The sequence below is a fragment of the Paraburkholderia sp. GAS334 genome, from assembly GCF_050436625.1.
Taxonomy (GTDB): Bacteria; Pseudomonadota; Gammaproteobacteria; order Burkholderiales; family Burkholderiaceae; genus Paraburkholderia.
In genome coordinates, this window is the sequence record NZ_JBNDMO010000028.1 from 1 (window position 1) to 21886 (window position 21886).

Genomic DNA, 21886 nt, shown 5'->3' on the forward strand with positions numbered 1-21886 from the left:
CTGTCTGGGCCTCGGGGCTCGTCTTGGGTTTGCGTGGCATACATGCTCCTTGAGCTACATGTTATGCCTTACACACAAAATTTATGACAGGCCCCGTTTGGGCTTCTTGTTGGCCTTTCCTTGTATTCATGTCGGTCTATCGGCGTTGCCCCTGTGCGGGGCGGCACCTACTTTTCTTTGTCCTTGCCAAGAAAAGTAGGCAAAAGAAAGGCGCCGAAAACTCGTCCGTTCCGGGGTGCGTCGCCACCGGGGAATGGCACCCCATGAAGTGTCGCCCCCGCCCTTCAAACGACATGGGTCCGCGCACGATCTGATCCCCCGCACAGCACACTTCGTGACAAAGCACTCATCCACCCCGCTCCGCGCGATGCGCGTCGCGGACGGACGGACGGGCGAGCGAGCGAGCGGTGCAAGTGTCGATGCGGGGTGACGGCTGAGGGGCGCGGTGAAATGCATGCAAAATGCAGCGCGACGCGAAGTTATGCCGGACGGCGACGCACGAAGTGCGGAGTCGGAAGAATGAGCCCTGTGTCACGAGCGGTGCTGCGCGGGGGATCGGATCGTGCGCGGACCAAGGTCATATGAAGTGTGAGGGCGACACTTCGTGGGGTGCCATTCCCCGCCAGCGACACAATCTGGAGCTATCGAGTTTTCGGCGCCTTTCTTTTGCCTACTTTTCTTTGGCAAGGACAAAGAAAAGTAGGTGCCGCCCCGCACAGGGGCGACGCCAATAGACCGACATGAACACAAGGAAAGGCCAAAAAAACCTAAGCCGCATGCAATGCAGAAGAAGAAGAGGAAGAGGAGGAAGCATCCAGAACCTCATCGCGCGGCAACAAGCGCCTATCAGCGAATGCATCGCCGATCATCAAAAGACTAGGCTGAGCTTCATCAAGCCAATGCTGTGCCTCTCCGCAAGCGAGACCCTCGAGCGTTAAAGTCAGCGAACGCTCCCGAACCGTACTGCAAGCCTCAACAATAGCAACAGGCGTCGACCCGGCGCGCCCAGCGTCAATCAACCGTTGTGCGATCTCAGGCGCGCTATCCCGCCCCATGTAAAACACCAGCGAATCCGCCTTCACCTGCTCGCGGATTTCTTCAGTATCCGCAGCCCGGCTGTGCGTCGCCAGCGCAACACTGCGCGACACCCCGCGCAGCGTCAACGACCGCTTCAAGGCCGAAGCACTGGCCAGCGCAGCCGTAATCCCAGGCACAACCTCATACTCGATGCCCGCGGCTTCCAACGCCCGCATTTCCTCATCGGCACGGCCAAACAACATCGGATCGCCGCCCTTCAGACGCACAACCACATCGTGCTCTAAAGCCGCGTCCACAATCTGCTTGTTGATAAAATGCTGCGCCGTCGAACGCTGACCGCATCGCTTGCCCACCGCGATCCGGCGCGCGTACGTAGGCGCGTAGTCGAGCATCGCGGGCTCGACCAGCGCGTCGTGCAGCACCACGTCCGCCATGCCCAGCAAGCGAGCGCCGCGCACCGTGATAAGGTCCGCTGCACCCGGTCCTGCACCAATCAGATACACCTTGCCCATTTGCTTCAATCCCGTTCGTCCAGTTCGTGCAAATACGACCGCGCTAAAGCGCGTTCACTCAAGCACTAAACGCACGAATCATGCCCGCCGCAACCGTGTGATGTGTCGCTTCGTCGATCAACACGAACGCACCGGTTCCCGGATGCGAATCGTATGCGTCCGCAACGATCGGCTTCTGCAACGTCAGCGACACACGTCCAATATCGTTCATCGTCAGATCAAGACGGTCCGTAGCGTGCGACAACGTATGCACGTCCAGCACCTGTTTGATCGCGCCGATGCGCGCGAACACGGTGTTCGTGGTCTGCTTCAGCAGATACTTGCGTTGCGTCGACAGCGGCGTGTCATCGAACCAGCACAGATCCGCTTCGAGCTTCTTCGCGGGCACTGGCGCTGCCTCGCGCTGCACGAACGTATCACCACGTGATACGTCGACGTCTTCCGCAAGACGGATCGTCACCGTTTGACCCGCGAATGCGCGATCGACCTGCGCCGTGCCGCCCGGCACCGGCGCAATGATTTCCGCCACCGTCGCTTCACGGTTCGCCGGCAGCACGACGATCGTATCGCCCAGCTTCACTTCGCCCGATTCAACACGGCCCATGTAGCCGCGGAAATCGTCGGCCTGGCTGCCGTCCTGGCGCGCCACCCATTGCACCGGGAAACGCAGCGCCTGACCCGTCGGAATCTCGACCGGCAACGCTTCGAGCACGTCGAGCAGCGGTTCGCCCGCGTACCACGGCATACGCTCGCTCGCGGTCACAATGTTGTCGCCCTTCAGTGCCGACACCGGCACGAAGCGCACATCGTTCAGACCCAGCTGACGCGCAAGTTCGACATACGCATCGCGGATTTCGTTGAAGCGTGTTTCGCTGTAGTCGACCAGATCCATCTTGTTGATCGCGACGATCGCATGTTGCAGACCCAGCAGCTTCACGATCGCGCTGTGACGCTTCGTTTGCGGCAGCAGTTGTGCAACGCCATCCACGAACGTGACACGCGTCGCGTCGACGAGAATGATCGCGGCGTGCGCGGTCGATGCGCCCGTCACCATGTTGCGCGTGTACTGCTCGTGGCCCGGCGTGTCGGCGATGATGAACTTGCGCTTCGCAGTCGCAAAGTAGCGATACGCCACGTCGATCGTGATGCCCTGCTCGCGTTCGGCTTCAAGGCCGTCCGTCAGCAGCGACAGATCGATTTCGTCGCCCACGGTGCGCTTGTTCTTCGCACGCGACAGCGCCGACAGCTGGTCCGACAGCACAGCCTTGCTGTCATACAGCAGACGCCCGATCAGCGTGCTCTTGCCATCATCGACACTACCTGCAGTAATGAAACGCAGCACGCCGAGGTCTTCTGGTTGATGAATACTCATGATTGCATTGCCCTCGTGTGCCTTAGAAATAACCTTGCTTCTTGCGTGTTTCCATCGCGGCTTCCGATGCCTGGTCGTCCATCCGGGTCGCGCCGCGTTCCGTGATTTCGGTCACGGCCGTTTCGGCGATGATCTTTTCCAGATCATCCGCATCGCTTTCCACCGGGCACGTGCAGCTGATGTCGCCCACGGTGCGGAAACGCACGAGCGCCGTTTCGCTGGTCTCGCCTTCGCGCATCGGCGTAAGCGGCGTCACCGGCACGAGCAGGCCATTGCGACGCACGATTTCGCGATGATGCGCGTAATAGATCGACGGCAGTTCGAGCTTCTCGCGCGCAATGTATTGCCATACGTCGAGCTCAGTCCAGTTCGAGATCGGGAACACACGCAGATGCTCGCCGTTATGCAGACGTGCGTTAAAGAGGCTCCACAGTTCCGGACGTTGCGCCTTCGGATCCCACTGACCAAACTCGTCGCGGAACGAGAAGATGCGCTCTTTTGCACGCGCCTTTTCTTCATCGCGACGCGCGCCGCCGATCATCGCCGTGTAGCCGTATTGCTCGATGGTTTCGAGCAGCGTCACCGCTTGCGCCGCATTGCGCGAATCCAGTTCGCGACGCAGACGCACCGTGCCGCGTTTGATCGAATCTTCGACGTGGCCCACCACGAGCTGCGCGCCAATTTCCTTGGCACGACGATCGCGGAAGTCGATCACTTCGTCGTAGTTATGGCCGGTGTCGATGTGCACGAGCGGGAACGGCAACACCGTCTTGCGGTTCGCGCCGAGGCCGAACGCCTTCAGTGCCAGATGCAGCACGACGACCGAATCCTTGCCGCCCGAAAACAGCAGCGCGGGGTTGCTGCATTCGGCAACCAGTTCGCGCAGGATGTGAATCGACTCGGCTTCGAGCCAGTCGAGGTGATCCATCCGGTTCGCGGTGTTGGCGAGCGGAGCATTCAGTGCGGGATCGAGCGTCGTGCTCATGGTGTGTCCTTCCTTGGTTCACATCGCAAGTGGTGACTTGCGACGCGGTATTCAATCGTTCAATCGATATTCTTCAGCGGCAACCACTCAGGCTCAGGCAGCGGAGTTCTCCGCGCCGGCAACCGCAATCGGAATCGTCGTGATGTGCAGGCCGCATTCCTTCGTATCGCGCGATTCCCACCACCAGCGCCCTGCCCGGCTATCCTCGCCGGGACGGATGGCGCGCGTGCACGGTTCGCAGCCGATACTCGGATAACCGCGTGCATGCAGCGGATTGACCGGCACATCGAACGCCTTGAGGTATGCCCACACATCGGCTTCGGTCCAGTCGGCGAGCGGGTTGAACTTGGCGATGTTGCGTGCGCCGTCGTGCTCTTCCTCGTGCAGTTCGGCACGCGTCACCGACTGTTCGCGACGTTGACCCGTCACCCATGCACTCACATCCGACAGCGCGCGGTTAAGCGGCTCGACCTTGCGAATTTCGCAGCAGCGTTTGCGCAGATCGATGCTTTCGTAAAACGCGTTCAGACCGTGTTGCGCGACGTATTCGTCAACGGCATCCGCTTGCGGATGAAACTGTTCGATGTCGTAGCCATAGCGCTCTTTCACGCGGCCGAGCATGCCGAGCGTTTCCGCATGCAGACGTCCGGTGTTGAGCGAGAAGATGCCGACTTTCACGCCGCGCGAAAGAATCGCGTGGGTCAAGAGCATGTCTTCCGCGGCGAGGCTGCTCGCGAGCTTCACATTTGCGTGACGCGCCGCGATCGAGTCGAGCAGCGTATCCAGCCGCCCGATCTTCGCTGCGAGCTCAGGCGTCACTGTTCCAGTGGCGTCGCTCATGCCGAAGCCTTTTGTGCAGCCGCAGCTTCGCGGCGACGGAACAGCGGCGTCGGATCATCGACCGCGCCCTGATACTGCACGGTGAAATCGTCGAACGCCTTCAGCGCGTCGTGGATGTCCTTGTCTTCGCGTACGGCAAACGCATCGAAGCCGCAGCGATACATGAGTCGCACCTGATCGCGCAGCACGTCGCCGATTGCGCGCAGTTCGCCCTTGTAGCCATAGCGTTCGCGCAACAGGCGACCAATGCTGTAGCCGCGGCCATCGCGGAACACCGGGAAGTCGATTGCGATCAGCGCGACCTTGTCGAAATCACCGACGATATCCGCCGGTTCGCTGTCCGGCTCGAGCCATACAGCGATTTCGCCTGCGTTGCGCGACGCGATCAATGCATCGCGCGCAGCCTGCCACAACGCGAACGGCACGATCACCTTGCCGGCCGGCAGTGCTTCCACTGCGGGCAAGGTGCCGTCTTCCGTCGCGCGCACAACCGTCCAGTCATCGCTAACGATCGCGCGGTTCTTGATAATCGAAGCCATCTGCAGAATCCTTTAAGCCTGAATCGCGGGTTAGGCGTGAGCCGGTTGACGCGACGCGTACACACGTTCCTTGAACGGCGCAATACCAATGCGGTTGTACGTGTCGATGAAACGTTCGCCGTCGATGCGGTTTTCCACGAACGTATCGATCACCTTCGACACCACGTCCGGCATTTCTTCCGCCGAGAACGACGGGCCAATCACGCGACCCAGATGCGCGCCCGTCGCGCCCGAGCTTTGCTCGCCGCCAAGCGTCACCTGGTACCACTCCGAGCCGTCCTTATCGACGCCAAGCACGCCGATATTGCCGATGTGATGGTGGCCGCACGCGTTGATACAACCCGAGATGTTCAGCGACACGTCGCCGAGGTCATAAACAAAGTCGAGATCGTTGAAGCGTTCCTGAATCGCGAGCGCAATCGGAATCGACTTCGCATTCGCGAGCGAGCAGAAATCGCCACCCGGGCACGCGATGATGTCGGTGAGCAAACCGATGTTCGGCGTCGCGAAACCTTGAGCCCTGGCCAGTTCCCACAGCTCGAACAGATCGCGCTTCTTCACGTTCGCGAGAATCAGGTTCTGTTCGTGCGAGACGCGAATCTCGCCGAGCGAGTACTTGTCGGCCCAGTCGGCGATAGCTTCCATCTGCGTATCGGTCGCGTCGCCCGGCGCCACGACGCTGTTCTTCAGCGACAGCGTCACCGACGCATAACCCGACACCTTGTGCGGACGCACGTTACGCTCGACCCAGCGCGCAAATGCGCGGCTTTCAAGCAGATGGTTTTCAAACGACGCATCCGTGTCCGGCAGCTTTTCGTAAACCGGCGGCGCAAAGTATTGCGACACGCGATCGAGTTCGGCCTGCGTCAGCGTCGAAGGACCGTCCTTCAGATGCTGCCATTCTTCCTCGACCTGCTTCGAGAACTTCTCTGGGCTCAACGCCTTCACGAGAATCTTGATACGCGCCTTGTACATGTTGTCGCGGCGGCCGTAGCGGTTATACACACGCAGTACGGCTTCGCAGTACGTCAGCAGATGCTGCCACGGCAGATCTTCACGAATGATCGCGCCGACGATCGGCGTGCGGCCGAGACCACCGCCCGCCAGAATGCTCGCGACCACTTCGCCCTGCTCGTTCTTCTTCAGATACACGCCGAGGTCATGTACCTGCACGGCTGCACGATCTTCTGTCGAGCCCGACACAGCGATCTTGAACTTGCGCGGCAGCCACGCGAATTCCGGGTGGAACGTCGACCATTGACGCAGGATTTCAGCCCACGGACGCGGATCGACCATTTCATCGGGTGCGACGCCAGCGAACTGGTCAGCGGTGATGTTGCGGATGCAGTTACCCGACGTCTGGATGCCGTGCATCTGCACCGACGCCAGCTTTGCGAGAATTTCCGGCGTTTCTTCGAGCTTGATCCAGTTGTACTGGATGTTCGAGCGCGTCGAAAAATGGCCGTAGCCGCGGTCGTGCTCGCGCGCGATGCGTCCGAGCATGCGCAGCTGGTCGCTGCGCAGATTGCCGTAAGGAATCGCGATGCGATGCATGTACGCGTGGCGCTGCATGTAGAGACCGTTCTGCAGACGCAACGGACGGAACTCTTCTTCGCTCAATTCGCCCGACAGCCGGCGACGAACCTGGTCGGCATACTGCGCGACGCGCTCATCGACGATGGTCTGGTCGTACTGATCGTATTGGTACATTCGGGGACCCCATTTTTTCGTTACCGCGGCGTTCCGGCGGCCGGCGTACCGGTTACGCCGCGCCCTGTCTACCCATGTCTGTCAGCGCCAGCGGAAGAAGGTTTTAGACGCATCCTTCATTTGCTTATGACAAATACAGATATCCATATTGGAAAAGTTGGGGAAATCGTAATAAACTCGCCTTATATTTCAAACGACTTAAAAATTGTTTTCATATGCGAAGAGGTTATAAATGAACCTGCACCAGTTTCGCTTCGTGCGCGAGGCGGTCCGGCAGAACTTCAACCTCACGGAAGCGGCCAAGGCGCTGTTTACAAGCCAGCCAGGCGTGTCGAAGGCAATCATCGAGCTGGAGGATGAACTCGGCGTCGAAATCTTCACACGGCACGGCAAACGCGTCCGCTCGTTGACCGAGCCGGGCCGGATCATTCTTCAGTCGGTTGAGAAGATCCTCCAGGAAGTCGAGAGCCTGAAGCGGGTCGGTAAAGATTACGCGGCACAGGATCAGGGCAACCTCGTCATTGCCGCCACGCACACCCAGGCGCGCTACTCACTTCCGGCCGCTATCGCCGAATTCAAGAAGCGTTTTCCCAAGGTTCACCTTTCGATTCTGCAAGGCAGCCCGACGCAGGTCGCCGAAATGGTCATCCATGACCAGGCCGACCTCGCGGTCGCCACCGAGGCGATCTCCACCTATAAGGAACTGGTCTCGCTGCCCTGCTTCCAGTGGCACCACGTCGCCGTGATGCAGCCGGATCATCCGCTGCTGGACCGCAAACTGCTGTCGCTCGACGACCTGACCCAGTTTCCGCTGATTACCTATGACAACGCGTTCGCGGGCCGCACGAAGATCAATGAGGCGTTCCGTCTGCGCGGCCTGCATCCGGACATCGTGCTCGAAGCGATCGACGCCGACGTGATCAAAACCTACGTCGAGCTTGGTTTAGGCGTCGGCATCATGGCGGATATCGCGTTCAACGCCGAGCGCGACCGTCATCTGCGCGCGATGCCGGTTGGTCACCTGTTCGGCAGCAACGTGACGCGCGTCGCGCTGAAACACGGCGCGTATCTGCGCAGCTATGTGTATACGCTCGTCGAACTGCTGTCGCCGAGCCTGAACCGCCGGCTCATCGAGCAGGCGCTCAAAGGCGAGCACGAATCGTACGAGCTTTGAAGCACCTTCTACCCGGTTTATAACGATCGCTGTTTCCATTCTGCTACGGAGACCCAAACGATGCGCCTTATGTCGTACAAAAAGAACCTGCGTTACGTCGCCGCTGCCGCGGTACTCGTGATCAGCACGGTCGCCCACGCCGATATCAAGGTCGGCATCGATCTGTCGAGCACCGGCCCCGCCGCTGCGATCGGCATCACCAGCAAGAACGCGATGCTGATGTGGCCGAAGACGATCGCCGGCCAGAAAGCCGAATACATCATTCTCGACGACGGCTCCGATCCGGGCGCCGCGGTGCGCAACATCCGCAAGCTCATCAACGAAGATCACGTCGATGTGATCGTCGGTCCGAATATCACGCCGGCTGCGCTCGCGGCACTCGATCCGGTCGCGGAAAACCAGACGCCCATGATCACGCTGATCGGTTCGGCCAGCGTGGTCGAACCGCAGGAAGGCAAGCGCGTATGGGCCTTCAAGATGGCGCAGACCGACAGCGCGATGGCCGACGTGATGACGCGTTACATGGCGAATCACAATGTGAAGACGGTCGGCTTCATCGGCTTCGCGGATAGTTATGGCGACAGCTGGCTCAACGAGTTCACGAAGTTCGCGACGCTGCGCCACATTCAGGTTGTCGCAACGGAACGCTTTAACCGGACGGACGCGAGCGTGACGGGTCAGGTGCTGAAGCTGATCGCCGCGAAGCCGGACGCGGTTCTCGTCGCAGGCGCCGGCACGCCAACGGTGCTGCCGCAGCGCACGCTGGTGGAACGCGGCTTCAAGGGGCCGATCTACCAGACGCACGGCATCGCGACGCCGGAGTTCATCAAGCTCGGCGGCAAGGATGTCGAAGGCACACTGTTTCCGACGCAGCCTGTTGTCGTCGCGCGTACGTTGCCGGCGGATCATCCCGCCAAAAAGGCCGCGATTGCGTTCGTCAACGCATATGAAGGGCAATACGGTCCGAACACCGTCACGCAGTTTGCGGGCGATGCGGCTGGTGTGTATCCGCGTCTTAACGATGCGGTGGCTCGCGCGCTGAAAACGGCGCAGCCTGGCACGCCGGAGTTTCGCGCTGCGCTGCGCAGTGAACTCGAGCACGCGCATGAACTGGTCGTGCCGAACGGTGTCGTTAATACCAGTGCGAAGGACCACGTGGGCCTCGATCAGCGCGCAAGCGTGATGGGCATCATCAAGGACGGGAAGTTTACGTATCTGAGCCAGTAAGCTTCGGCGGCGGTCAGCTTGCGCGCTTCGCATCGCTCGCCGCCTGCGTTACTGATACAGTGTGCATCTTCACTCTGTAGCTGAAGAAACCATGCGTACTACCCGAGCCATCCACGCCGTCGAGCGGCTGAAAACCCGCAGCGGCAATCCGCAATACGCGGCGATCAGCCTCTCCGGCGGTCTCTTCTATCTCGTCGACAAATCCAGCGGCAGCGACAGGAAGGTATCCGATCCGCTAACGCTCGACGACTTCGTCAAATTCGTCGACGCATTCGGCCCGCAAAAGCCGCGCAAGGCAAGCAAGCTCGACCTCGCGTTCGAAGAGCAGATCAAGAACAGCAAGCGTTAAAGCGCACCGGCGCCACGATGCAGCGCTTCGTTTTCGATGATCGTCACGCCTGGCGCTCCGCCCAACGCAGCGGACACCAAAGCACGCGCAACATCCTCGGCGGCGATTGAACGCCACTTAAGCGGCAGGATCACGCCGAAGCGGCGCGCAATACTTTCCAGCGGTCGGCTCTCGACCCGCTCACCCATCAGGAAAGACGGCCGCACGATCGTGACCGACGGAAAGCCCAGACCGAGCACGCCCTCTTCGACCTCGCCCTTCACCCGGCTATAAAACGTTCGAGCATGCGGACTCGCGCCGATAGCGCTCACAAGCGCATAACGCGACGCACCATGACGGCGCGCCAATGCACCCACGCGCAACGGGTACTCGTAATCGACCTTGCGAAACGCGGCCTGCGATCCGGCTGTTCTGATGGTCGTGCCTAACGCGCAGATCACGGCATCGACGGCGAAGATTTCATCGCTATCGGGCGTGCTGTCAAGACGGTCAAAATCCACGACCTGTTCAATCACGCGATTCGCGTGACCCGCGACGCCAGCGATCCCCACGCCCGACGGGCGCCGCACCAGCGAGCGCACCTCGCCGACACGCGCATCACGTGCAAGCAGCTTCAGACACGCACCGCCGACAAGCCCCGTTCCGCCGACCAGCAGCACGGTGCGCTTCTGCGAGGCAGAATCCGCGACAGGATCGATGGATGCAAAATTGGCCGACATGGATGAACCCACGGAAAGATGACGTGCTGCATCTTACCGTGCGTTCATGGCACGCGTGCGATCCCCTCAACCGTTTTGAACTTCCTGATATTGCGCGTTCTTCGAACTGCTCTGTAGCACCGCTTCGATGAAGCGCATGCCTTCGACGCCATCATCGACTGTCGTTAGCAGGCGGCTTTCAGGCGGCAACGGTTTGCCTGCATCGAGCGCTTCGATCTGCAGCGCTGCGTCGAGATATAACTGCGCGAACGCCTCCAGATATCCTTCTGGATGTCCCGGGGGCACGCGCGTTGCATGCGCGGCGATCGCGCTTTTCACGCGACCCCGTGTCAGTCGCTCAGATGCGCCGCCAAGCGGCGTGAACCACAGGTCGTTCGGATATTCCTGATCGAACGCGAGCCCAGCCTTCGTGCCATACACGCGCAGCCGCAACGCGTTCTCCGCGCCGCTCGCGACCTGGCTCGCCCACAGCATGCCGCGCGCACCGCTTGCGTAGCGCAGCATCACCTGCACGTGATCGTCGAGCTTTCTGCCCGGCACGAACGTGTGCACTTCCGCCGACAGTTCCTTTGGCAGCATCCCCGTCACAAACGCGGCGAGGTGATACGCATGCGTGCCGATATCACCGAGACATCCAGCCGGACCTGATTGTGCGGGATCCGTCCGCCATCCAGCCTGCTTGTTCGTGCCGGTGTTTTCAATCGGCTCCGCCAGCCAGTCCTGCGCGTACTCCACCTGGACGACACGGATATCGCCAAGCTCGCCCGCATCGACCAGCTCGCGCGCGTGCCGCACCATCGGATAGCCTGAATACGTGTGCGTGAGCGCAAACAGCTTCTTCTTTTCGCGCGCGAGCCTGGCGAGCGCCTCCGCTTCAGCCAGAGAAATCGCCAGCGGCTTGTCGCAAATCACGTGAATGCCCGCTTCAAGAAATGCCGTCGCCACGGGCGCATGCAAATGATTGGGCGTGACGATCGCGACGACGTCGATACCGTCGTCGCGCGCTGCTTCGGCCTTTGCCATCTCGCGCCAGTCCGAATAGCTGCGCGCAATGCCTGTTTCCGCGGCGCTTGCCTGCGCGCGCGCCGCATCGGACGACAGCGCGCCTGCCACGAGTTCGAACCGGTCGTCGAGGCGCGCGGCGATACGATGTACCGCGCCAATGAACGCGCCCTGCCCGCCGCCGACCATGCCCAACCGCAATCTTCGTGTCATCGAATGCTCCTGAATGACTGCGTCACAGTCCAAGCACCTGTTTGATCTGCGCCTGATCGACGCCGCTGCCCGCGAAATCGTCGAACGATTTTTCGGCCACGCGGATGATGTGTCGACGAATGAATTCCGCGCCTTCACGCGCGCCGTCCTCGGGATGCTTCAACGCGCATTCCCATTCGAGGACAGCCCAGCCCGGATAGTCGTACTGCGCCATCTTCGAGAAGATCGCGCCGAAGTCGATCTGTCCATCGCCGAGCGAGCGGAAGCGGCCTGGCCTTTCTGTCCAGCCGCTATAGCTGCCGTACACGCCGGCCTTGCCCGTCGGACGAAACTCCGCATCCTTCACGTGAAAAACCTTGATGCGCTCGTGATAGATATCGATGAACGACAGGTAATCGAGTTGCTGCAATACGTAGTGGCTCGGATCGAACAGGATGTTCGCGCGACGATGTCCGTCCACGCGCTCAAGAAACCGTTCGAACGTCACGCCATCGTGCAGGTCTTCGCCCGGATGCAGTTCGTAAGCAACGTCGACGCCGACTTCCTCAAATGCATCGAGAATCGGCTTCCAGCGGCGCGCGAGTTCATCGAACGCGGCTTCGACGAGACCGGCCGGACGCTGAGGCCACGGATACACATAAGGCCATGCAAGCGCGCCGGAAAACGACACATGGGTATCAAGCCCAAGACGACGCGATGCCTGCGCCGCGAGCTTCAACTGCTGGATCGCCCATTCGGTGCGCGCCTGCGGATTGCCCCGCACGTGCGGCGCGGCGAAGCCGTCGAACAGCTGGTCATACGCAGGATGCACGGCGACGAGCTGGCCTTGCAGATGCGTCGCCAGTTCGGTGATCTCGACGCCCGCGTCGGCAACCGTGCCAAGCAGTTCGTCACAATAGGTCTGGCTCGACGCGGCTTTTTCGAGGTCGATCACACGCGAATCGACGGGCACCTGGATGCCTTTGTAGCCGAGATTCGCAGCCCACGTCGCGAGATTGTCGAGGTTGTCGAAGGGCGCCTTGTCGCCCAGAAACTGGGCCAGATAGATCGCCGGCCCTTTGATGGTTTTCATCGTGCGGCTCCTCGGGTGATGAATAGAGCGTTCGACATTCAGGGCGCCGCGTGACTGCACTGCGCTTCAGGCACATCGCAGTCACCCGGCTTTGCGCAACACATCAGAACGGCGATTCCGGGAAGTAGTAGTCTTTCGCGTTGTCCTTAGTGACAAGCACCGAAGGCACGATCGTCGTCGCCGGCAGCTTTTCGCCCTTCAGGCGCGCTTCGGCAGTGAGCTGGATTGCGTCGTAGATGAACTTCGGCGAATAGGTCACGTCCGCGTTGATGAGCTTGTCGCCATCCATCACGCGCTTGATCATTTCCTTCGAGCCCGCGCCGCCGAGCACTTCCTTGATGTCGGTGCGCTTTGCCTGATCGATTGCCTTCAGCACGCCGACCGACATGTCATCGTCAGCCGACCAGACTGCGTCAATGTGCTTGAAGCGCGTGAGGTAATCCTGCATCACCTTGAACGCATCGTCGCGATTCCAGTTTGCGTACTTCGCGTCGAGCACCTTCACGCCGGGACACGCCGACAATGCCTTGGTGAACGCGTTGTAGCGTTCGTTATCGAGCGTCGTCGGAATACCGCGCAGCGCAACGATGTCGCCCTTGCCGTTCAGCGATTTGCAGAAATACTCACCGGCAAGCCGGCCGAACGCGGTGTTGTCGCCTGCGACGTAGGCGTCCTGCGCGCTTGTATCCGTCAAACCGCGATCGACGACCGTCACATACACACCCTTCTTCTTCACCTGCGCCACCGGTTGCGTGAGCGAAGCGGATTCATGCGGGAAGATCACCAGCGCATTGATATGGTTGACCGTCACAAGATCCTGCAGCTGGTTCGCCTGTTCCGGCGCGCTTGCCGACGACTTCAGGATCACCTTCAGATCCGGATGCGCCTTCTCCATATCCTGCTTGGCCTTGTTCGCCCACCAGACGATGCCGCCGGTGAAGCCGTGATCGGCGGTCGGAATCGCGACGCCGAGTATGACCTTGTCGTCCGCCCTTGCCGCGCCCGCCGTACCCAGCATGCCCAACGCCAGCACGCCGGCACTGATCGCCCGAATGACCTGCTTCATGTTGTGTCTCCTGTCGTAGGACGCGTCGTGCGCCCGGTTTTTGAGGTGCCAGCCGCAAGGCCGGGTACTGCGGTTGTTGCTGACTTCAGGACTGCATGCCTTGTTCGTCTCGCTGCGGGACAAAGCCGTTCAACGCCGCCCACGCTGCAGGAACGCGACGATGATGATGACGACGCCCTGCACTGCCGCATTCAGATACACGCTGATGATGCTCGTGAGATTGAGGATGTTCGCGATGACCGACAGCAGCACAGCGCCGATCACCGTACCGATAACGCGACCTTCGCCGCCTTTGAGCGCGGTGCCGCCCACCACAACGGACGCAATCGCTTCGAGTTCCCACAAAAGACCCGTAGTGGGTGTTGCAGATCCAAGCCGGGGCACATACAGCACGGTCGCGACGCCAACGCAGATGCCAAGCAGCATGTACGTCACGATCTTCACGCGGTCCACGCGAATCGCTGCATAGCGCGCGACCTGTTCGTTCGAGCCTATCGCCTGCACATGCCGGCCGAAAGCGGTGCGATTCAGAATGAGCGTCCCACCCGCGGCGACGATCAGAAAGACCCAGATCGGCACCGGCACGCCGAACACGCTCGCGTAATAAACCGGACCATAGAGATCGGAAAGCGAATTGTTGAGCGTGAGCGCGCCGCCGTCCGCGAGCCACGTCAGCACCGCGCGAAAGATGCCTAACGTGCCGAGCGTCACGATAAACGGCTCGATGCGGCCTTTGGTGATCAGCAGGCCGTGCGCAATACCGAACACGCTCCCGAGCACGAGCGCGAGCACGATACCGATGATCACAATCGACAGTGGCGCGAACGTGTGGCCGCCGAGTCCGCTGGCAAGCCCATTCATCGTGTAGATCATGCTGCCTGCGATCAGCGCGGCCATCGATCCGACCGAAAGATCGATGCCACCTGAAATGATCACGAATGTCATGCCCACTGCGATGATGCCGATGAACGACGTGCGCGTGAGCACGTTGGTGAGATTGTCGATCGTCGCGAAGTCGTGGTTGAGCAGCTGGCCGCCCACGCACAGGAAGATCAGGCCAAGCAGCGGACCGAGCCCGTACAGCCGGTGCGCGAGGCGCATCGCACGGCCCGGTTGCCCCGGTTCAGTGTGTGCCGGTTGCATGAGCAATCAACTCCTCTTCGGTTAGCTGGTCGAGCGTGAGCGTCGTTTGAAGGCGGCCTGTGCGCATGACAGCGACGCGATGGCACAGACCGATCAGTTCGATCAGTTCGGACGAGATCACGATCACCGCGCGCCCCTGCGCGGCGAGCCGGTGAATCAGAAAGTAGATGTCGCGCTTCGCGCCGACGTCGACGCCGCGCGTCGGTTCGTCGAGCACGATCACGTTCGGGTTCGGATGCAGAAACTTCGCGAGCGCGAGTTTCTGCTGGTTGCCGCCAGATAGCATGCGCGCGCGTATCGAGGGGTCGCCCGTGCGAATGCCGAATTCAGCGATGCCCGCTTTTAGCGCGGCGCGCTCCGCTTTCAGGTCGAGCAGCGGATGCGCATAGCGATCGAGTGTCATCAGCGTCAGGTTGTCCTGCAGGTTCAGATTGACGTGCAGCGCCTTGTTCTTGCGGTCTTCGCTCAGATACGTGAGACCGTGACGCATCGCGTCGAGTGGATTGTGAATATCGACAGTGCGACCTGCGAGTTCAACGCGACCTGCCGTGCGTTTGCGGAGCCCAAGAATCGCTTCGAATGCTTCGGTGCGGCCTGCGCCCACCAACCCCGCAAACCCGAGCACTTCGCCCGCGCGCACATCGAACGACAGCGACTCGACCCAGCCCGGCACCACCAGCCCCTCGACGCGCATCGCCACGGCCGCATCCGCGGGCGGCGGCGACTTGTCAGGGAACATGTCGGAGACATCGCGACCCACCATCAGGTTCGCCATCTGCTGTCGCGCGAGACTCGACGTCTCGCCGCGCGCAACGAAGCGGCCGTCGCGCATCACGATCACTTCGTCGGTGATGTGCTCGACTTCATCGAGCTTGTGCGAGATGTAGACGATCGTCACGCCATCGGCCTTGAGCTTCAGCATCAACGTGAACAGACGCTCGGTTTCGGAAGGCGTGAGCGTCGCGGTCGGTTCGTCCATGATGAGGAAACGCGCACGACGTGAGAGCGCTTTCGCAATCTCGACCATCTGCTTTTCCGCGACGATCAGATTGCGCACCTGCGTATCCGGCGATTTCTTCAGTCCGACCTGTTCGAGATAACGCGTTGCTTCTTTTTTCATCGCGGCATCATCGAGCAGCCAGCCGCGTTTCTTCTCGTGACCCAGGTACATGTTCTCGACGATCGACAGATGATCGGCGAGGTTGAATTCCTGGTGTATCAGCACGATGCCCGCGGCTTCGGCATCGCGTGAACTGGCGAAGTGCCGCGTTGTGCCGTCGACTGAGAGCGAACCTTCGGTCGCGTTTTCGTAGCCGGCGAGTATTTTCATCAGCGTCGACTTGCCCGCGCCGTTCTCGCCGAGAAGGCCATAGATACGCCCGGGGGCAAGATCGAACGACACCCCGTGCAGCACGCGCACCGGGCCGAAATCCTTCCTGATGTCGTCGAAGCGGATCGAGAGACTCATCGCGACTATCGCTCCCCTGTGTTGTCCATGGTTATGAGCTCTGCCGCACGACAAGCCGGTGCGGCAGCAGCACGCCCGGCACACTCGCCGCCGGGTCCGCGAGACGCTTCAGCAATAAACGCGCGGCCGTCTCGCCAAGTTCGCGCATTGGCTGCGCGATGGTGGTCAGCGGCGGATCGATCTGCGCGGCCACCGAGATATCGTCGAAGCCCACCACCGCGACGTCTGCGGGTGTTCGTCGACCGACGCTGCGCAGACCATTGATCGCGCCGATCGCCAGCGTGTCCGAGACCGCGAAGATCGCGTCGGGCGCATCGTCGCCCTGCTGCTGCGCGAGTCCGGCAGCGGCGGCCGCAGCGGCCTCGTAATCGAGGCTGTACACGTTTCGGCGCCATGCAGGCCGCGGTGTCACACCCGCGTCACGAAGCGCGTCGAGATAGCCTTCCTGACGCTGGCGCGCATACAGATAGCCATCATCCGAATTGATGAGACCAATCCGACGACGCCCACGTGACAGCAGATGACGCACTGCATCACCCGCTGCGCGATAGTTGTCGATGCCGACCCACGGTACGCCCATATCGGTATCGAACTCGCAGCACGCGACCCACGGCAGCGTGCCCGAGTCTTCGGCGAGCGCGTGTTGAACGGTGTCCGGGTCGAGGCAGATCGCGCCATCCGCGCGATGGCGCCGCAACATGTCGAAGTAGCTGCGCTCGCGGCCCGGATCGGCGCCCGTGTCGCAGAGCAGCATGAAATAGCCGTGCTGGCGCGCGACGGCATCGATGCCACGCACTACTTCTGCGTAAAAGGGATTGCCGAAGTCCGGAACCATCGTCAGAAGAAGGCGGCTTTCGGCAGTGCGCAGATTGCGCGCGAGTTCGTTGACGCGGTAGCCGCTGGTTTTTACTGCGGCGAGCACACGATCGCGCGTTTCGGGTCGCACGTTCAAATGCCCGTTCAGCACGCGTGACACCGTGGCGACCGATACGCCTGCCTGCTCGGCCACGCCGGCAATCGACATGTCGTCGGACGATCGAAGCGATGCAACGTCGCGCTGACGCGGTTTCGACACGGGTGTTTGCCCCCAAAAATGTAATCGATTACATTTTTGGTCGAGAGTGCGCGGAATCTCAAGGTCGAATGTGTAGGGATTTACACGGAGTGGGGCGGCGCTCATGCCTGCCCCGCTCGCCACGGAACTCGCCCCCGGTTTGGTACAATCCCGCAGTTCCCCACACCTTCCGGTTGCATTCAACCCGTCGAAAACAATCATGAATATCGAGCAAGCGCGTTTCAACATGATCGAACAGCAGATTCGCCCCTGGGAAGTGCTGGACCAGGACGTGCTGAACCTGCTCTCGATCGTCAAGCGTGAAAACTTCGTTCCCGCGGTGTATCGCGATCTGGCTTTCGTCGATTTCGAAGTGACGCTGCCTGCCGGCCAGCACATGCTGGCGCCGCGCGTCGAAGCACGCGTGCTGCAGGAACTGGCCGTGAAGAAGCACGAAAGCGTGCTGGAAATCGGCGCGGGTTCAGGCTACATGGCCGCCCTGCTGGCGAACCGCGCGCAGCACGTGCTGAGCGTCGATATCGAACCGGAACTCGCCGAACTCGCGCGCACGAACCTCGCGAACAACGGCGTGCTGAACGCTGAAGTCGCCACTGGCGATGCATCGCGTGGTTGGGCAGACGCAGCGCCGTATGACGTGATCTGCGTGTCGGGCGGCCTGCCGGTACTGCCGCAGGAACTCCTCGACCAGCTGAAGATTGGTGGCCGTGTGGCTGCATTCGTCGGCACGGCGCCGGTGATGAAGGCCCAGATCATCACGCGTATCGACGAGAAGCAGTACCGCGTCGCCGATGTGTTCGAAACCTATGTCGAGCCGCTGATCAACGCTGTGCAGCCGCCGCGCTTCAAGTTCTGAACGCTGCCTGCGAACCTGATCGACGTAACGGAATTTACCTCCGATGCAAAACCTGACTGCTTCCGCCCTCGCCGAATGGCTCGCTGACACATCGCGCGCCGCACCGGTCCTGCTCGACGTGCGCGAGCCGTGGGAAATCGAAACCGCAAAGATCGCCGGCAGCATGTCGATCCCGATGCGCGAAATCCCCGCTCGCAGCGAAGAACTCGAAGACGACGTGGAAATCGTCTGCGTCTGTCACCACGGCGCACGCAGTGCGCAGGTCGCGATGTTCCTCGAATCGCGGGGCCATGCGAAGGTCTTCAACCTGCAAGGCGGTATCGACGCGTGGTCGCGTCAGGTCGATCCGTCGGTTCCGACCTACTGATTCTGATCCGCTGCACGTTAAAACGGGCGTCATCCGTATCACGGATTACGCCCGTTTTGTATTACGCCTGCCGAAGCGCCTAATCGGTCTCTCGCAACACCTCTCCCACAGTCGCAAAGATCTCGTCGATCTGCGCTTCGTCGATGATGAGCGGTGGAGAGAACGCGAGAATATCGCCTGTATAGCGCGTCAGCACGCCCTTCTGGAAGCACCGCACAAACACGTCGTACGCACGTGAACCCGGCGCACCATCGCGCGGTTTCAATTCCACACCCCCCACGAGCCCAAGATTGCGCACGTCGATCACGTGACGTTCACCCTGCAGCTTGTGGATCGCCTTCTCGAAGACAGGCGACATCTGTGCGGCGCGTTCGAACAGATTCTCACGCTCGTACAGATCGATCGTTGCGCATGCAGCAGCAGCTGCAATCGGATGCCCCGAATACGTATAGCCGTGAAAGAGCTCGATGCCCGCCGGCGCGCCGTTGACGATCGTGTCGTGCACCTTGTCGCTGGCCGCGACAGCGCCCATCGGCGCGGCGGCGTTGTTGGTGCCCTTCGCCATCGTCAGCAGATCGGGCGTCACGTTGAAGTACTGCGCCGCGAACGGTGCGCCTAAACGCCCCCAGCCGGTGATCACTTCGTCGAAGATCAGCAGGATGCCGTGCCTGTCGCAGATGTCGCGCAAACGTTGCAAATAGCCCTTTGGCGGAATCAGCACACCCGTTGAGCCCGCAACGGGTTCGACAATCACCGCGGCAATCGTCGACGCATCGTGCAGCGTGACGAGCCGCTCCAGTTCATCGGCGAGATGCGCGCCCCATACCGGTTGCCCCTTTGAAAACGCGGCTTCCTTGATGTTGAGCGTATGCGGCAGATGATCGACCGCCGGCAGCATGCCGCCGGAAAACGCCTTGCGATTCGGCGCGATGCCGCCGACCGAAATCCCGCCGAAGCCCACACCGTGATAACCGCGCTCACGTCCGATGAATCGCGTGCGCTGCCCTTCGCCACGTGAACGGTGATACGCGAGCGCGATCTTGAGCGCCGTATCCACCGCTTCCGATCCCGAGTTCACGAAGAAGATGTGCTTCAGGTCGGCCGGCGTGTGCCTGGCGATTTTCGTCGCGGCTTCGAAGGCTTTCGGATGGCCCATCTGGAACGTCGGCGCAAAATCCATTTCAGCGGCCTGCGCCTGCACCGCAGCAACGATCTCGTCGCGGCAATGGCCCGCATTCACGCACCAGAGGCCCGCGGTGCCGTCCAGGATGCGCCGGCCATCGTACGACGTGTAGTACATCCCCTTCGCCTTCGCGAGGAGCCGCGGCGCGGCCTTGAACTGACGGTTCGCTGTGAACGGCATCCAGAATGCAGCCATGTCCAGTGGCCCAGATTCGGCACTGGCTAGAGGATCGGGCGTTCCAGGCACTTCGCGCTGATTCATGTTGTGTCTCCTCGCAGGTGGGTCTTCCAGTGTAGGCAGCGATGGCGGCATGCACAACGGCGCAGCGCCCATGCACCGCCGCCGCCCGTCAGAAAGACGATGCGCGTCGCTGCAGCGCGACGCGCACCGTCGCGAGGCGTGCGCCCTGTTCGTGCACCACTTTCGCTCCCAAGCCGCATAACGCCACGAAACCCCTGACCGCACCGTAGCAGGCGTGCACGGACGACAGGCAGGTTTTAGCGCTTGGCATATGCCTTGCAGTAGAAGTCGGGCACCAGGCATCCAAAACCGTCATGGCAATACCGACGCCCATAACAGTCACCATCCAGTTGGCAAGGGGAAGCACAATGAAACGTCGTAGTCTGCTGAAATTCGGTTCCATGTCGGGCGCACTCGCGCTCGCGGGCCAGAGTCCTTTTGCAAACGCACAGGACAGCGGTCCGATCAAGGTCGGCATTCTGCATTCGCTGTCGGGCACGATGGCGATCTCGGAGACCTCACTGAAAGACACCGCGCTGATGACCATCGCGGACATCAACAAGAACGGCGGCGTGAATGGCCGGCAGATCGAGGCCGTGGTGGTCGATCCGGCCTCGAACTGGCCGCTCTTTGCTGAAAAAGCCCGCCAGCTGATCACCCAGGACAAGTGCGCGGTCGTGTTCGGCTGCTGGACGTCTGTATCGCGCAAGTCGGTACTGCCGGTGTTCGAGGAACTGAACGGCCTGCTCTTCTATCCGGTTCAGTACGAAGGCGAAGAGATGTCGCGCAACGTGTTCTACACGGGCGCAGCGCCGAACCAGCAGGCCATTCCGGCCACTGAATATCTGATGAGCGCGGAAGGCGGCGGCGCCAAACGGTTCTTCCTGCTCGGCACCGACTATGTGTATCCGCGTACGACGAACAAGATCCTGCGCGCGTTCCTGAAGTCGAAGGGCGTTCAGGAAGCGGATATCCAGGAGGTCTACACGCCGTTCGGCCACAGCGACTATCAGACCATCGTCGCGAACATCAAGACCTTCTCGCAGGGCGGCAAGACGGCCGTGATCTCGACCGTCAATGGCGACTCGAACGTGCCGTTCTACAAGGAACTCGGCAACCAGGGCCTCAAGGCGACGGACGTGCCGGTCGTCGCGTTCTCGGTCGGTGAAGAAGAGTTGCGCGGTATCGATACCAGGCCGCTCGTCGGCAACCTGGCGGCATGGAACTACTTCATGTCGGTGAAGAATCCGACCAACACGAAGTTCAAGGAACAGTGGGCCGCATGGGTCAAGTCGCAGAATCTGCCGGGCGGCACGAAGCGCGTGACCAATGACCCGATGGAAGCGACTTTCGTCGGCATCCATATGTGGAAGCAGGCCGTCGAAAAAGCGAAGAGCACGGATGTCGACAAGGTGCGCGTCGCGATGATCGGCCAGAAGATGGCGGCGCCGTCGGGCTTCGTGCTCGAAATGGACGGCAATCACCATCTGCACAAGCCGGTGATGATCGGCGAAGTGCGCGCGGACGGTCAGTTCAACGTCGTGTGGAAGACGAAGACGGCTGTGCGTGCACAACCGTGGAGCCCGTATATCGCGGGCAACGCGGGCAAGCCGGACATCGTCTCATCGATCCCGGCGTTCCTGCGCCGCTCGCGCGTGGCGTAATTGTTGCGTTGATTTCGGGGTAGCACTGCTGTAGCGCTGTAATGACGGCGCGGCATCGTTCTCGTTCGATGTCGC

The 21886-nt window shown here is 61.1% G+C and carries 20 protein-coding genes; 6 read left to right on the forward strand and 14 right to left on the reverse strand.

Annotation, left to right across the window (positions count from 1 at the left end):
• Window positions 1-767 precede the first annotated feature (767 nt).
• The 6 genes from cobA to P3T21_RS31795 all read right to left on the reverse strand — a co-directional run bounded on the left by cobA (window position 768) and on the right by P3T21_RS31795 (window position 6996).
• On the reverse strand, window positions 768-1550 hold the full coding sequence (gene cobA / locus P3T21_RS31770) for a uroporphyrinogen-III C-methyltransferase (RefSeq protein ID WP_429259910.1): 783 nt from the start codon (window positions 1548-1550) through the stop codon (window positions 768-770).
• Between the two features lie 58 nt (window positions 1551-1608).
• Complete coding sequence (locus tag P3T21_RS31775; RefSeq protein WP_429259956.1) at window positions 1609-2925, reverse strand: sulfate adenylyltransferase subunit 1; 1317 nt, start codon at window positions 2923-2925, stop codon at window positions 1609-1611.
• Window positions 2926-2944: 19 nt separating this feature from the next.
• Window positions 2945-3907, reverse strand: a complete 963-nt coding sequence (cysD, locus tag P3T21_RS31780; RefSeq protein ID WP_429259911.1) for a sulfate adenylyltransferase subunit CysD — start codon at window positions 3905-3907, stop codon at window positions 2945-2947.
• Between the two features lie 93 nt (window positions 3908-4000).
• The gene (locus P3T21_RS31785; protein WP_429259912.1) at window positions 4001-4747 is read right to left on the reverse strand and encodes a phosphoadenylyl-sulfate reductase; all 747 of its coding nucleotides are present in this window, start codon (window positions 4745-4747) and stop codon (window positions 4001-4003) included.
• Window positions 4744-5286: a DUF934 domain-containing protein gene (locus P3T21_RS31790; RefSeq protein ID WP_429259913.1), complete on the reverse strand. Its 543-nt coding sequence runs from the start codon at window positions 5284-5286 to the stop codon at window positions 4744-4746. Before P3T21_RS31790 ends, P3T21_RS31785 begins: the two co-directional genes overlap by 4 nt.
• Before the next feature lie 30 nt (window positions 5287-5316).
• Window positions 5317-6996 (reverse strand): nitrite/sulfite reductase, encoded by a 1680-nt coding sequence (locus P3T21_RS31795; RefSeq protein ID WP_429259914.1) that lies wholly within the window; start codon window positions 6994-6996, stop codon window positions 5317-5319.
• Between the two features lie 232 nt (window positions 6997-7228).
• On the opposite strand from P3T21_RS31795, the gene P3T21_RS31800 reads away from it, so the two are divergent.
• The 3 genes from P3T21_RS31800 to P3T21_RS31810 all read left to right on the forward strand — a co-directional run bounded on the left by P3T21_RS31800 (window position 7229) and on the right by P3T21_RS31810 (window position 9746).
• Complete coding sequence (locus tag P3T21_RS31800; RefSeq protein ID WP_429259915.1) at window positions 7229-8170, forward strand: CysB family HTH-type transcriptional regulator; 942 nt, start codon at window positions 7229-7231, stop codon at window positions 8168-8170.
• Window positions 8171-8239: 69 nt separating this feature from the next.
• Window positions 8240-9397 carry an ABC transporter substrate-binding protein gene (locus P3T21_RS31805; protein ID WP_429259916.1) on the forward strand — a complete coding sequence of 386 codons (1158 nt, stop codon included), beginning with the start codon at window positions 8240-8242 and terminating at the stop codon, window positions 9395-9397.
• 91 nt (window positions 9398-9488) lie between these two features.
• Window positions 9489-9746 (forward strand): hypothetical protein, encoded by a 258-nt coding sequence (locus P3T21_RS31810; RefSeq protein ID WP_429259917.1) that lies wholly within the window; start codon window positions 9489-9491, stop codon window positions 9744-9746.
• Here the strand turns inward: P3T21_RS31810 and P3T21_RS31815 are convergent.
• From P3T21_RS31815 to P3T21_RS31845, 7 genes are all read right to left on the reverse strand, one after another.
• Entirely contained in the window at window positions 9743-10465 is a 723-nt protein-coding gene (locus tag P3T21_RS31815; protein WP_429259918.1) for an NAD(P)H-binding protein, read from the reverse strand. The two genes, P3T21_RS31810 and P3T21_RS31815, sit on opposite strands and share 4 nt — an antisense overlap.
• 66 nt (window positions 10466-10531) lie before the next feature.
• On the reverse strand, window positions 10532-11680 hold the full coding sequence (locus P3T21_RS31820; RefSeq protein ID WP_429259919.1) for a Gfo/Idh/MocA family protein: 1149 nt from the start codon (window positions 11678-11680) through the stop codon (window positions 10532-10534).
• A 22-nt stretch (window positions 11681-11702) separates the two neighbouring features.
• Window positions 11703-12752, reverse strand: a complete 1050-nt coding sequence (locus tag P3T21_RS31825) for a sugar phosphate isomerase/epimerase family protein (RefSeq protein ID WP_429259920.1) — start codon at window positions 12750-12752, stop codon at window positions 11703-11705.
• Between the two features lie 103 nt (window positions 12753-12855).
• Entirely contained in the window at window positions 12856-13818 is a 963-nt protein-coding gene (locus P3T21_RS31830) for a substrate-binding domain-containing protein (RefSeq protein WP_429259921.1), read from the reverse strand.
• Window positions 13819-13947: 129 nt separating this feature from the next.
• A complete protein-coding gene (locus tag P3T21_RS31835; RefSeq protein ID WP_429259922.1) occupies window positions 13948-14961 on the reverse strand; it encodes an ABC transporter permease in 1014 nt (337 codons plus the stop codon).
• Window positions 14942-16429: a sugar ABC transporter ATP-binding protein gene (locus tag P3T21_RS31840; protein WP_429259923.1), complete on the reverse strand. Its 1488-nt coding sequence runs from the start codon at window positions 16427-16429 to the stop codon at window positions 14942-14944. The genes P3T21_RS31835 and P3T21_RS31840 overlap by 20 nt, the downstream gene beginning before the upstream one ends.
• A 31-nt stretch (window positions 16430-16460) precedes the next feature.
• Complete coding sequence (locus P3T21_RS31845) at window positions 16461-17453, reverse strand: LacI family DNA-binding transcriptional regulator (RefSeq protein ID WP_429259957.1); 993 nt, start codon at window positions 17451-17453, stop codon at window positions 16461-16463.
• A gap of 250 nt (window positions 17454-17703) precedes the next feature.
• Here P3T21_RS31845 and P3T21_RS31850 point away from each other — a divergent pair, with 250 nt between their 5' ends.
• Entirely contained in the window at window positions 17704-18357 is a 654-nt protein-coding gene (locus P3T21_RS31850; protein ID WP_429259924.1) for a protein-L-isoaspartate O-methyltransferase family protein, read from the forward strand.
• A gap of 43 nt (window positions 18358-18400) precedes the next feature.
• Window positions 18401-18724, forward strand: a complete 324-nt coding sequence (locus P3T21_RS31855) for a rhodanese-like domain-containing protein (protein WP_429259925.1) — start codon at window positions 18401-18403, stop codon at window positions 18722-18724.
• A gap of 79 nt (window positions 18725-18803) precedes the next feature.
• Here P3T21_RS31855 and P3T21_RS31860 read toward each other — a convergent pair whose 3' ends face one another.
• Complete coding sequence (locus P3T21_RS31860; protein ID WP_429259958.1) at window positions 18804-20102, reverse strand: aspartate aminotransferase family protein; 1299 nt, start codon at window positions 20100-20102, stop codon at window positions 18804-18806.
• 413 nt (window positions 20103-20515) lie between these two features.
• On the opposite strand from P3T21_RS31860, the gene urtA reads away from it, so the two are divergent.
• Window positions 20516-21811, forward strand: a complete 1296-nt coding sequence (gene urtA / locus P3T21_RS31865) for an urea ABC transporter substrate-binding protein (protein WP_429259926.1) — start codon at window positions 20516-20518, stop codon at window positions 21809-21811.
• Window positions 21812-21886: the final 75 nt, after the last annotated feature.